10 protein-coding genes are annotated in these 12,578 nt (G+C 73.3%); 6 read left to right on the top strand and 4 right to left on the bottom strand.

Features of this window, described 5'->3' with window-relative positions:
- The first annotated feature begins 34 nt into the window (after positions 1-34).
- On the top strand, positions 35-2,020 hold the full coding sequence (locus tag V9U70_RS12665) for a heavy metal translocating P-type ATPase (protein WP_336674815.1): 1,986 nt from the start codon (positions 35-37) through the stop codon (positions 2,018-2,020).
- Between the two features lie 145 nt (positions 2,021-2,165).
- Positions 2,166-2,336 (top strand): 50S ribosomal protein L32, encoded by a 171-nt coding sequence (gene rpmF / locus V9U70_RS12660; protein ID WP_336674814.1) that lies wholly within the window; start codon positions 2,166-2,168, stop codon positions 2,334-2,336.
- 300 nt (positions 2,337-2,636) lie between these two features.
- On the opposite strand, the gene aztA is transcribed toward rpmF, so the two are convergent.
- Positions 2,637-3,338 (bottom strand): zinc ABC transporter ATP-binding protein AztA, encoded by a 702-nt coding sequence (gene aztA, locus V9U70_RS12655; RefSeq protein ID WP_336674812.1) that lies wholly within the window; start codon positions 3,336-3,338, stop codon positions 2,637-2,639.
- A gap of 64 nt (positions 3,339-3,402) precedes the next feature.
- Between aztA and aztB the strand changes: the two genes are divergently transcribed.
- The 4 genes from aztB to aztD all read left to right on the top strand — a co-directional run bounded on the left by aztB (position 3,403) and on the right by aztD (position 7,698).
- Positions 3,403-4,287 (top strand): zinc ABC transporter permease AztB, encoded by an 885-nt coding sequence (gene aztB / locus V9U70_RS12650; protein ID WP_336674810.1) that lies wholly within the window; start codon positions 3,403-3,405, stop codon positions 4,285-4,287.
- On the top strand, positions 4,284-5,492 hold the full coding sequence (locus V9U70_RS12645) for a hypothetical protein (protein WP_336674809.1): 1,209 nt from the start codon (positions 4,284-4,286) through the stop codon (positions 5,490-5,492). Before aztB ends, V9U70_RS12645 begins: the two co-directional genes overlap by 4 nt.
- On the top strand, positions 5,489-6,445 hold the full coding sequence (aztC, locus tag V9U70_RS12640; protein WP_336674808.1) for a zinc ABC transporter substrate-binding protein AztC: 957 nt from the start codon (positions 5,489-5,491) through the stop codon (positions 6,443-6,445). Before V9U70_RS12645 ends, aztC begins: the two co-directional genes overlap by 4 nt.
- A 65-nt stretch (positions 6,446-6,510) precedes the next feature.
- Entirely contained in the window at positions 6,511-7,698 is a 1,188-nt protein-coding gene (aztD, locus tag V9U70_RS12635) for a zinc metallochaperone AztD (RefSeq protein WP_336674806.1), read from the top strand.
- Between the two features lie 245 nt (positions 7,699-7,943).
- Here aztD and V9U70_RS12630 read toward each other — a convergent pair whose 3' ends face one another.
- The 3 genes from V9U70_RS12630 to V9U70_RS12620 all read right to left on the bottom strand — a co-directional run bounded on the left by V9U70_RS12630 (position 7,944) and on the right by V9U70_RS12620 (position 12,576).
- Positions 7,944-9,437 (bottom strand): outer membrane protein assembly factor BamB family protein, encoded by a 1,494-nt coding sequence (locus tag V9U70_RS12630; protein ID WP_336674804.1) that lies wholly within the window; start codon positions 9,435-9,437, stop codon positions 7,944-7,946.
- A 215-nt stretch (positions 9,438-9,652) separates the two neighbouring features.
- Positions 9,653-11,074: an NADH-quinone oxidoreductase subunit N gene (locus tag V9U70_RS12625; RefSeq protein ID WP_336674802.1), complete on the bottom strand. Its 1,422-nt coding sequence runs from the start codon at positions 11,072-11,074 to the stop codon at positions 9,653-9,655.
- A complete protein-coding gene (locus V9U70_RS12620) occupies positions 11,071-12,576 on the bottom strand; it encodes a complex I subunit 4 family protein (RefSeq protein ID WP_336674800.1) in 1,506 nt (501 codons plus the stop codon). Before V9U70_RS12620 ends, V9U70_RS12625 begins: the two co-directional genes overlap by 4 nt.
- Between the last annotated feature and the right edge of the window lie 2 nt (positions 12,577-12,578).

The following is a 12,578-nucleotide window of genomic DNA, read 5'->3' as shown; positions in this document are numbered from 1 at the left end:
CTCGCCCCCTCCCTCCGTGAAGGGTTCCTTCGCCATGCCCTCAGCTCTCGACCAGTGGACCGCGCCTCCCGCCGCCGGGCCGCGCCCCGCACCTCCCCAGCGCCGCAGGCACGTCCTCGCGCTGCCCGAAGCCCGGTGGGCGCTGGCGTCGCTGCTGCTGTTCCTGTCGGCCTTCCCCCTGGACCTGGCGGGCGCCCCGTGGTGGACCTGGGGGCCGCTGTATGCCGCCGTCTACGTCACGGGGGGATGGGAGCCGGGCTGGGAAGGCCTCAAGGCACTCAGGAACAAGACCCTGGACGTGGATCTGCTCATGGTGGTGGCCGCGCTCGGCGCGGCCACCATCGGCCAGGCACTCGACGGCGCCCTGTTGATCGTCATCTTCGCGACCTCCGGCGCACTGGAGGCGGTGGCCACCGCCCGCACCGCCGACTCCGTGCGCGGCCTGCTCGATCTGGCCCCCACGACCGCGACGCGCCTGCTGCCCGGCGGCGGCGAGGAGAACGTACCGGCGGACTCCCTCGCGGTCGGCGACGTCATCCTGGTCCGACCCGGCGAGCGGGTCGGAGCCGACGGCCTGGTCCTCGCCGGGACGAGCGACGTCGACCAGGCCACCATCACCGGGGAGCCCCTGCCGGCCGCCAAGCAGACCGGGGACGAGGTGTTCGCCGGGACCGTGAACGGCACCGGCGCCCTGCGGGTCCGGGTCGACCGCGACCCCTCGGACTCGGTGATCGCCCGGATCGTGCGCATGGTCGAGGAGGCCTCCGAGACCAAGGCGCCGACCCAGCTGTTCATCGAGAAGATCGAGCAGCGCTACTCCGTCGGCATGGTTCTCGCCACGCTGGCCGTCTTCGCCGTGCCCCTGGCCTTCGGGTCCGAGGTGCAGCCGGCCCTGCTGAGGGCGATGACCTTCATGATCGTCGCCTCCCCGTGCGCCGTCGTGCTGTCCACGATGCCACCGCTGCTCTCGGCCATCGCCAACGCAGGCCGCCACGGCGTCCTGGCCAAGTCGGCCGTCGCGATGGAACGGCTCGGGCAGGTCGACATCGTGGCCCTGGACAAGACCGGCACCCTCACCGAGGGCACGCCCCGCGTGAGAGACGTACGCCCGCTGCCCGGGGCCGGACTCGACGAGCGGGCGCTGCTGGCCCTGGCGGCGGCGGCCGAGCACCCCAGCGAGCACCCGCTGGCCCGCGCCGTGGTCGACGCCGCCCGGGAGCGCGGGCTCGCCCTGCCCGAGGCGACCGGTTTCGCCTCCGCTCCCGGCCGGGGGGTCGCGGCCACCGTGGACGGGCGCTCGGTCCAGGTGGGCTCCCCCGCCCGGCTTCTCGACGCGTGCGACGCCGACGGCTCCGCCCTGAGGACGGTGACCGCACTGGAGGCGGAGGGCCGCACCGCCGTCCTCGTCCTGCTCGACGGCGAACCGGCCGGAGTGCTGGGCATCGCCGACCGGCTGCGCCCGGACGCCGCGGCCACGGTGGCGGCCTTGGCCGAACTCACCGGACGCTCACCCGTCCTGCTGACCGGCGACAACGACCGCGCCGCCCGGCGCCTCGCGTCCGAGGTCGAGATCACCGACGTACGGTCGGGGCTGCTGCCACAGGACAAGGTGGCGGCGGTCCGGTCGTGGGAAGCCGAGGGCCACCGGGTCCTGGTCGTGGGCGACGGCGTCAACGACGCCCCCGCCCTGGCCGCCGCCCACATCGGCATCGCCCTGGGCAGGGCCGGGTCCGACCTGGCACTGGACACCGCGGACGCGGTCGTCGTGCGCGACGAACTCGCCGCCATCCCCGCCGTGGTGAACCTCTCCCGCACCGCCCGCCGGCTCGTCGTGCAGAACCTCTTCATCGCCGGCGCCTTCATCACCGTCCTGGTCGCCTGGGACCTCATCGGCACCCTGCCGCTGCCGCTCGGCGTCGCCGGGCACGAGGGCTCCACCGTGATCGTCGGCCTCAACGGCCTGCGCCTGCTCCGCGAGGCCGCCTGGGACAGGCCGCCGGGCGGGCCCCTCCGCCAGTAGCCGACCCGCCACCGCGAGACGTACGGAGACGGCGCCCGGAGCAAGGAGCTGTCGGCATCCCGGCCGAGCAGGATGGCGCACCCTGTTTGGTAGTGACTATCATTTTCATATAGCGTGCGAGCTGCCCACAACCCAGGAGGCTTTCATGGCAGTTCCGAAGCGGAAGATGTCGCGCAGCAACACCCGGCACCGTCGCGCACAGTGGAAGGCGACGCCGCCCCGGCTCGTCCCGGTCACCGTCGACGGCTCCGTCCGCCTGGTTCCGCAGCACCTGGTGCGGGCCTTCGAACGGGGCCTGCTACGCCCCGAGGGCTGATCCTCCACGACGCCGGGACCCCTGCCCGTCACCCCCCTCCGGCCCCCGAGAACCCTCCAGACCAGCCCGCCGAACGCCAGGGCCGGCCCTGCACCCCGAGGAGTTCCTCCGGCCGTCCAGCCGGCCGCACACCTCGGGGCTGTGAACCCGAGCAGGGCCCCAGGCCCTCCACGCCCCGGGCCGGGCGGCGGTCGCAGCCACGGTGCCGCCCGGCCCGGCCACCCGCAGAGCCCGCCCCGTCGGGCCGTGCGGGGGCGCCGCTCCCCCGCACGGCCCGGGGCGCCCGCCCCCCTTCCGGCATCACACGCGGCCGGGCAGTCGCCACACGCGTTCGACGGCACGGTCGGTCAGCACCTCGACCGGAGCTCCCTCCGCCCACAGGCGCCCCTCCTGGAGCACCACCACATGCTCGGCCGCCCCGGCCGCCTCAAGGTCGTGCGTCACCTGCACGATCGTCACCCCTTGCGCCGCCATCTCGGCCAGGACGTCGGCGATCAGACGCCGTGCCGTCGCGTCGAGGCCCGTGGAAGGCTCGTCGAGCAGCAGCAGGTCCGCCTCCTGGGCCAGCCCCTGCGCGACGAGAGCGCGCTGACGCTGACCGCCGGACAGCTCACCCAACTGCCGGTGCGCGAGGGAGGTGATGCCGAGCCGGTCCATGCTCGCGTCGACCACGTCACGGTCGCGCCGCGACAGCCCCCGCCACAGCCCCCGCCGACCCCACCTCCCCATCGCGACGGCGTCCCGAACCGTCAGCGGCAGCGCGTCGGCCGCCTTGCTGCGCTGCACCACGAGAGACGGACGCCCGGGGGTCCGGTGCTCCAGCGACCCCCCTGTCACCGGGATCACACCGGCGATCACCCCCAGCAGCGTGGACTTCCCCGACCCGTTCGGACCCACCACCGCGGTGATGGCGAACGACGGTACGCACAAGGTGAGTTGCTTCAGCACCGAACGGTTCGCATAGCCCGCCGACACTCGGTCGAGCACTACCTGCGGCTGCATCAGACGAACCTCTTCCCATCACTACTTTGTATTGATAATCATTTTCATTGTAGTGTCCCGGCGCATGGAATGGTTGACAGGCCCCTTCGAGGTGTCCTTCGTGCAACGGGCGCTGTGGGGCGGCGTTCTCGTGTCGCTGATCTGCGCTCTGGCCGGTACGTGGGTCGTGCTGCGCGGGATGGCGTTCCTCGGGGACGCCATGTCCCACGGCATGCTCCCCGGCATCGCGCTGGCTTCGCTCCTGGGCGGCAACCCGCTTCTGGGCGCGGCTCTGAGCGCGACGGTCATGGCCCTCGGCGTCAGCGTCGTCGGCCGGTCGCCGCGGCTGTCCCAGGACACCGGCATCGGGCTGCTCTTCGTCGGGATGCTGGCGCTGGGCGTGATCATCGTCTCGCGTTCGCAGTCCTTCGCCGTCGACCTGACCGGTTTCCTCTTCGGTGACGTCCTGGCCGTGCGCCCGGCCGAACTCGTCCACCTCGCAGGCGCGCTGGCCATCGCGCTGGTGATCTCGGTCCTCGGCTACCGCCCGTTCGCAGCGCTGGCCTTCGACGAGCGCAAGGCGCACACACTGGGGCTACGGCCGCGCGTCGCACACGCCGCCCTGCTGGCCCTGCTCACCCTGGCGATCGTCGCGTCGTTCCACGTGGTGGGCACCCTGCTGGTCTTCGGCCTGCTGATCGCCCCGCCGGCCGCCGTACTGCCCTGGGCGCGGCGCATCCCGGTGATCATGATCGGCGCCGCGTGCCTCGGCGTGAGCGCGACGTTCATCGGACTGCTGCTGTCGTGGCATCTGGGCACGGCCGCCGGGGCGACCATCGCCGCGACGGCGGTCGCCCAGTTCCTGTTCTCCGTCCCGGCCTCCTCCCTCCGCAACCGGTGGGCGCGGCCCGCCGCCGCCCCCGTACGACCCACCGACCGACTGCTCAGCGAATACGGATCTGCGTCATGAACCTCGGAAAGACCCGCATCACCACCGCCCTCTCCTGCGCCGCCCTGGCCGGTTCCGGACTGCTCGTCGGCTGCCAGAACGAGGGCGAGGCGCGACCGGCCACGGCGTCCTCGTCGGAGGCGCGGCCCCACGGCCATGTCGAAGGAGCCGAGGAAGCCGCTGAGCAGCAGTTGCGGCTCGTGCTGGCCGGCGCCGGGGCGGCCGGGGTCCTGGACCTGACCACCGGGGAGATCACGTCCGTCAAGGGGAGCGACGGGGTCACAGGCCTGCGCACCGACGGCAGGTTCGCCTACGTGAGCGGCTCCGAGGGCACCCGGGTCATCGACACCGGCTCCTGGACGGTCGACCACGGCGACCACACCCACTACTACCGTGCCGCCGTGCGTGACGCCGGGTCCGTCGCGGGACACGACGCCGCCCGGGTGCACGGCGATCCGGCGGTCACCGCGGTCACCTCCTCCCAGGGGAGCACCCGGCTCTTCGACCGCCAGGAACTGGAGGGCGGCGCGGCTCCCCGGGGCCGGGCCCTGACCGGCGCGGGCGGCGGGCCGGTGGTCCCCTACGCGGGACATCTGCTGGCAGCCGGAGCGGAGGCCGGCGAGGGCGCCGTGGAGGTCCTCGACCGGAGCGGGTCCCCGGTGGCCTCGCTCGAAGAACCGTGCGCCCAGGCCCGGGGCGAGGCCGTCACCCGCCGGGGCGTGGTGTTCGGCTGTGCCGACGGAGCGCTGCTGGTCAGTGAGGAGTCGGGCGAGTTCCGTGCCGAGAAGATCCCCTACGGCACGGCCGTGGACGCCTCGGAGCGGGCAGCCGACTTCCGCCACCGGGCGGGCAGCACCACGCTCGTGGCCCCGGCCGGCGAGGAGGCCGTCTGGGTCCTCGACGTCGCCGACCGCTCCTGGACACGCGTCGAGACCGGCCCGGTGACGGCCGCCAACACCGCCGGGGAGGGGGCCCCACTGCTCACGCTGGGCGAGGACGGGGCGCTCAGCGCTTTCGACATCACCACCGGAAAGCGCACCGCCCACAAGGAACTCCTGGCCGAGGGCGGCGCGCCCGCCGTCATCGAGGTCGACACGACGCGCGCGTACGTCAACGACGCCGCGGCCCGGAAGGTGTACGAGATCGACTACAACGACCGCCTCCGTCTCGCCCGGACCTTCCCCCTGGACTTCGCGCCGACGCACATGGTGGAGACCGGCCGATGAGCGCCGGTTCCACGGCCGGGCGCGGACGCCCGAAGGCCGCCCTCGTCCTCTGCGCCTCTCTGGTCTGCGCCGTGCTCCTGGGCGTCGGAGGCTGCGCGGGAAGCGGCCGGGACCAGCGCCCCACGGTGGTCGTCACCACCAACATCCTCGGTGACCTCACCCGCGCCGTCGTCGGCGACGAGGCCGAGGTGGCCGTGCTGATGCGGGCGGGGGCCGATCCGCACTCCTTCGGCGTCTCGGCTCCGCAGGCGGCGTCGATCGAGCAGGCCGACCTGGTGGTCTACAACGGCCTCGGTCTGGAGGAGAACGTCCTGCGCCACGTGGAGGCCGCAGAGGAGGCCGGCGTGCCGACGGTGGCCGTCGGCGAGGCCGTCGACCCCCTCGCCTATGCCTCGGGGGAGACGGCCGATACGCCCGACCCGCATTTCTGGACCGACCCCGTGCGGGTGCGCGAGGCGGTCGGCGTCATCGCGGCCCGGGTCACCGAGCACGTGCGGGGCGTCGACCGGTCCGCCGTCGAGGACAACGCGTCGGCCTACCGGGCCGAGATCACCGAACTCACCGCGTGGATGCACCGGCGGTTCGCCACGATCCCCCCGGCGCAGCGCCAGTTGGTGACCAACCACCACGTCTTCGGGTATCTGGCCCAGCGCTTCGGGTTCCGCGTCGTCGGCGCGGTGGTCCCCAGCGGGACCACTCTGGCCTCGCCGAGCGCTTCGGACCTCACCTCCCTCGCCACCGCGATCGAGAAGGCGGGCGTGAAGGCGATCTTCGCGGACTCCTCACAGCCCGACCGGCTGGCCCAGGTGCTGAAGCGCGAGAGCGGCGTCGAGGTCGCCGTCGTGCCGCTGTTCTCCGAATCCCTCACCGAAGAAGGCCGGGGCGCGGCCACCTACCTGGAAATGATGCGCGCCAACACCCTCTCCATCTCCACAGGCCTGACCGCCGGGTGACCCACGAGCCCACCGTCCCACCCCTTTGCCCGCCCCCTGTCACTCACCAGAGGAAGACCACGCACATGAAGCACACAGCACGTCCCCGGGCGGCCGCCGCCGTCGCCGCACTCCTCACGGCGTCCGTCGCGCTCACCGCCTGCGGCGGCGACGGGCCCGCCGCCCGGAAGGCGGACCGAGCTGCCGACTCCCCGGCCTCCCGGGTCGAGAACCCGGTCGTCACCACGTACGACGGCGGACTGTACGTCCTGGACGGCGCGACGCTGGAACTGGCGGAGGACATACCGCTGGAGGGGTTCAACCGGGTCAACCCCGCGGGCGACGACCGCCACGTCATGGTCTCCACCTCGACGGGCTTCCGGGTCATGGACGCCGTGGGCGCGAAGCTCACGGACGTCGAGTTCGAGGGGAGCAAGCCGGGCCACGTCGTCCGGCACGCCGGCCGGACCGTCCTGTTCACCGACGGCACCGGCGAGGTCAACGTCTTCGACCCAGAGGACCTCGGCGGCGCCAGGCCGAAGAGCGAGACGTACCGGTCCGCCGCCCCGCATCACGGGGTGGCGGTCCAGCTCGCCAACGGTGAACTGGTCACCACGCTGGGCACAGAGGAGAAGCGCGTCGGGATCACCGTTCTGGACGAGGACCGCAAGGAGATCGCCCGCAGCGAAGAGTGCCCCGGCGTCCATGGTGAGGCCACCGCACAGGACGAAGCGGTCGTCATCGGCTGCGAGGACGGCGTGCTGGTCTACCGGGGCGGCGCCCTCAAGAAGGTGCAGAGCCCGACGGCCTACGGCCGGGTCGGCAACCAGGCCGGTTCGCAGGAGTCCGCCATCGTTCTCGGCGACTACAAGAAGGACCGGGACGCCGAGCTGGAACGCCCGGAGCAGGTGTCGCTGATCGACACCCGTACGGGAAGGATGCGGCTGGTCGACCTCGGCACGAGCTACACGTTCCGTTCGCTGGCCCGCGGCCCGCACGGCGAGGCGCTCGTCCTGGGCACCGACGGGCACGTCCACGTCATCGACCCGGAGAAGGGCGAGGTCACCAGGAAGATCGCCGCTCTGGACCCCTGGCAGGAACCGCTGGACTGGCAGCAGCCGCGGCCCGCGCTGTTCGTTCGCGACCACACCGCCTACGTGTCGGACCCGTCGGGCAGGAAACTGCTGGCCATCGACATCGAGTCGGGCGAGCGGCTGGCCACGGCGAAGCTGCCGAAGGCCCCCAACGAGCTGAGCGGTGTCGAGCGGCACTGAACCCGTGGAGAGGGGCGAGAAGCGCGTTCCGGCGCCGAGCGGGACGCGCTCCTCGTCGCCCACCGGTCGTGGAGCACACGGCAGGCCGATCGCCTCGCCGTCCTGGGCCGCCCCGCGTCGCCGCCTCCGGCACACGCGCCGAACCCGTCACCGCGGGCGGGGTGTACGCGGGGCTGTGGCGGTCGTGGAGCGGTGCGCGCCGAGTGCGCCCGCGACCACCGGTGCTCCCCCGCGTCCACGGCTGCTCAGAAGACGACGAAGTCCGGCCTCAGGGCGCGTACGGGGGGCGTGGGGCCGGTGCCGTCCTCGGCGACGACGAGGTAGCGGTCGCCGTGGACGGCGAGGCGGACGGGCCGGGTGTGGTCGAGGTCGTAGGTCGTGAGGGTGCGGATGTGCCGCCCGTCCGCGGGGTCGAGGCGGAGGAGTTCCCGCCCGAGGAGGACCCATAGTGATCCCTCGCTCACGGTGATGCCCCGGGTCCGGCCGTCCACGTCGGAGATCCACCGTCGTGCGCCGTCCTCGAGGGAGATCGCCACGAGTCTCCCCGCATAGCTGACGGAGACCCCGTTCCTGTCGGAGGCGACGCGCCGGTCGTCCGGTTTGACGCCGGGCGCGATGAGCAGGCCCCCGACGACGACCGCGGCCGGCTCCGGGCGCGCCTCGAAAGTCGCCGGCCCGTAGTCGCCGAGGCTCTCGACGAGCAGTTCGTAGTCGTCCGTCTCGGCAGGGATGGTCGTGCGCACCGCGCCGCTGCCGTCGATGACCAGGACGGCTCGGGTGCCGCGTGCCGCCGACTCCCCCACCCAGAGGGCGAGCGGGTCGGCGGACACGACGGCGTAGCGGGTGAGGTTCTCCTCCACGGGCAGGGCGGTCCGTGTCACGACGTCGCCCGTGTCCGGGTCGAGCCGCCAAGCCTCCGTCCTGGCGGCTTGCGGACCGGACGGGCAGTGGGTCACCGCCACCGCGGACCCGGGGACGGCGTCGACGAAGTCGGGGCTGCATTCCTCGCCGCCGTCGACGTGCCACAGCTTCCTGCCGTCGGCGGCGGACAGGCCGCGCCAGCCCTGCGCGTGACGCACGATCGCGATGTCACCGGCGAGCGCGAGGGAGCGGGCGAACGGCTCGAACGAGAAGAGGTCCGGGTCCTCGTCGACGTGGGCCCACCGGGTCGTGCCTTCCCGCAGATCGAGTGCCGCGGTGGCGGCGCACGGCTTCGTCCCGGAGGCGTGGCCGATCAGCCCCAGCCCGTCGTGGGTCGTGGAGCTCATGGCGCAGACCGTGTCCCGGCCCGGGGGCGCCCACGTCCACGCGACGGCGCCGTCGCCGCTGCGGTACGCCGTCACCAGGTCCGGTCGCGCGCGCACCACCAGGTCCGGGGTGTCCCACGCCCCGACCGCCTGCGGAGCTCCCGGCCGGTCCTGGGGGGCCGCCCAGACCTCCGCGACCCTGTTCGAGCGGTACAGGACGAACATCGACGCCGCGACCACGACGCCCACGAGCAGACCGCATCCGGCCGCCCACACGTGCCGCCGCAGAACCGTCCGGAACAGGGCGGTGTGACCGGCCCCGAGCATCCCGGCCACCACGATCATGGTGACGGCCGGCACCGACGGGCCGTCCAGCACCAGCAGCACCACCGCGCCCGCCACCAGCCCGCTCGCGGTCCCGATCAGCACCCCCGACCCGAGGGCGGCCGCCCGGGGCGCCTTCACCGGACTGCTGGGCCAGGGGCCGTCCATGCGGGGCTCCTTCGTCTGCGCGGACGCCGACGCGCGCACGGCCCGATGGCCGGCGCGGGGGCTTCCTCCCTTGCGGTGGCGTGAACCTATCGGCCGCGCGCCGCGCCGGTCATTGCCCGAACCCGGCAACATACGGCCCGGTTCGCTGCCCTGCCCTCCCGTTCCGGGCGCCCGGTGGCGCGGCGCCGGACGGCTCACCCCGGCGGTCGGGTCCGTCACGGCAGCAGCGGCCCCTCGGCCGGCGTGAGGAAGGCTTGCCCGGCGAGGCCGAGCGCCAGGGACAGGGCGGCCGCCGCACCGGCCGTGGCAGCGGCCCAGCGCCTCGGGCCGGTGTGCGCGGCGGCCGGCGCGACGCCGGCGGTGGCGAACAGGGGGGCGAGCCAGCGCAGGTAGTAGAAGAGCGAGGCGACCGTGTTGGCGACGGCGAGCGCCGCCAGCCAGGGGTAGCCGCCGTCGACGGTCGCGCTGAAGATCTCCAGCTTGCCGAGGAAGACGCCGGTGGGCGGGGTGCCGACCAGGCCGAGGAGGCAGACGACGAGGACGGCGGCGAGGGCGGGGCGGCGGCCGGCGAGGCCCCGGTAGTCGTCGAGGGTGCGGGCGCGGGGCAGCGCGGTCACGGCGGCGAAGGCCGCGAGGTTGGTGACGGCGTAGGCGGCCAGGTAGAAGAGCAGGCTGCGCTGGGCCAGCTCGGTGCGGGTGGCGACGGCGAGGGCCATGAGGAGATAGCCGACCTGGCTGATGGCGGAGTAGCCGAGGAGGCGCTTGACGGAGGTCTGGAAGAACGCCGCCAGGTTGCCCAGGGTCATGGTGACCGCGGCGATGACCGCGAGCAGCAGGGGCCAGTTGACGTCACTGCCGGGCAGGGCCTGGTGGAGCAGGCGGTAGCCGGCGATCAGCCCGCCGACCTTGGGCAGGGTGGTGAGGCAGGCGGCGACCGGCGCGGGAGCCCCCTCGGAGAGGTCGGGCACCCAGAAGTGGGCGGGCGCCCCGCCGGCCTTGAAGAGCAGTCCGGCCAGGACGCCGACGAGGCCGACGGCGACGAGGCCGTAGGAGGCGGCCGGCAGGGAGTCGTGCAGCTCCCGGTAGAGCGTGGCGTGCCCGGCCCCGTAGAGGACGGCGGTTCCGGCGAGCATGGTGGTGCCGCACAACGCGCCCATCAGGTAGTACTTCAGCGCGGCCTCCGTGCCGGGGGCGTCCTTGGCGAAGCCGGCGAGCGCGTAGGCGGGGACGCTGGCCAGCAGATAGGCGGCGAAGAGCGTCAGCAGGTCGTTCGCGCCGGTCAGGGCGAGCGTGCCGGCGCCGGTCAGCAGCAGGAGCACCCAGTACTCGGTCTCGCGCTTGTGGCCGCGCACGGTCTCCACGGACATGCCGATGACGAGCAGCAGGGCCACGAGGACGACGAGCCGGCCGGCGCCGGTCGCCGTGTCGACGGCGAACGCGTGGGCGAACACGGTCTGTTCTCCGTCGACGGCCAGGGCGACGGCGGTGGCCGCCAGACCGGCCGCGCAGGCGGCGGCGGCCAGGACCGCGACGATCCACTGGCGGCTGCGGGGCAGCCAGGAACCCGCGAGCAGGCCGGTGACGGCCGCCCCGAGCAGGGCGATTTCGGGGACGAGGGCGGCGATGTCGTCGTTCACCGTGCCACCAGTCGGGCCAGCGCGCGGCCGGCCGGTTCGATGACGTCCAGGAGCCAGCGGGGCAGGACACCGATGACCAGCGCGAGGGCGAGCAGCGCGACGGTGGGCAGCGCCTCGTGTCGGCGCAGATCCGCGACCCCGCCGGAGGCGAGGGCCCCGGGCAGCCGCGGGGCGCCGAGGAACATCCGCCGCAGCGCGGTCAGGAAGAGGGCCGCCGTGATGACGATGCCGGTCAGGGCGATGGCGGTGGCGGTCGTCCGGGAGGCGAGGGAGCCGGTGAAGATCTGGAACTCGGCGATGAAGCCGGAGAACCCGGGAAGGCCGAGGCCGGCGAAGGCGGCGACGGCGGTGACGGCCGCGAAGCGGGGGGTGTGTGCGGCGAGGCCGGAGTAGGCGTCCATCGCGTACGTGTGCCCTCGGTCGTACAGCACCCCGCTGAGCAGGAACAGCGCGCCGGTGATCAGCCCGTGGCTCACCATCTGGGTCACCGCGCCGGTCACCGCGAGGGAGCGGGCCTGGAGGTCGGTGCCGGCCAGGGTTCCGGCGGCCCCGACGGCCAGGATCACGTAGCCCATGTGGGTGACGGAGGTGTAGGCGATCATGCGTTTGAAGTCGGTCTGCGCGAGGGCGACCAAAGCGCCGTAGACCACGGAGACGACTCCGACGACCACGATGACCAGGGCGTACTCCCGCCAGCTCCCGGGGAGCAGGGGCATGGCGATGCGGACGAAGCCGTAGGCGCCCATCTTCAGCAGGATTCCGGCCAGGATCGCCGAGCCGGCGGCGGGGGCGTCGGTGTGTGCGGGCGGCAGCCAGGTGTGGAACGGCACGGTCGGGGTCTTGATCGCCAGTCCGACGCCGATGGCGAGCAGGACCAGACCGGCGTAGGGGCCGCTGCCGGCCAGGGGGTCGGCACGGGCCAGGTCGGCGATGTCGAAGGTGTGCGGCTCTGCGGCCAGGTACAGACCGATGAAGCCGAGCAGCAGCGCGAGCGATCCCACGAAGGTGTAGAGGAAGAACTGCAACGCGGCCGCGCGGGCCCGTTCGCCGTGGCCCCACCCGGCGATGACGAAGAACATCCCGACGATGGACAGGTCGAAGAAGACGAAGAACAGGATCAGGTCGAGCGCGACGAACAGGCCCGTGCTGACGGTCTGGAGGAACAGGAACAGGCAGACGTAGGAGCGCACGCGCCGGTACTCGCGCAGCGAGTACACGGCGACGGCCAGGAACAGCAGACACGTCAGCGCCACCAGGGGCAACGACAGGCCGTCGACCCCCACGTGGTAACCGACCCCGGCGCTGGGAATCCAGCGCGCCCGTTGTTCGTACTGCATCCCGCCGCCGGCGTCGAAGCCCGACCACAGGACGACGACCAGGGCCAGTTCCAGGGCGGCGGTGGAGATCCAGATCCAGGCGCACGCCCGGTCGCCGAGGCCGCGCGGCAGGAGCGCCAGGGCCGCGCACACCAGGAGCGGGAGGAAGACGAGGACACTCAGCACGG

The sequence above is a fragment of the Streptomyces pratensis genome (assembly GCF_037137275.1).
Lineage (GTDB): Bacteria > Actinomycetota > Actinomycetes > Streptomycetales > Streptomycetaceae > Streptomyces > Streptomyces pratensis_B.
Note: the sequence above shows the minus strand (reverse complement) of the source record. Positions and strands in the feature narration are given on the sequence as shown.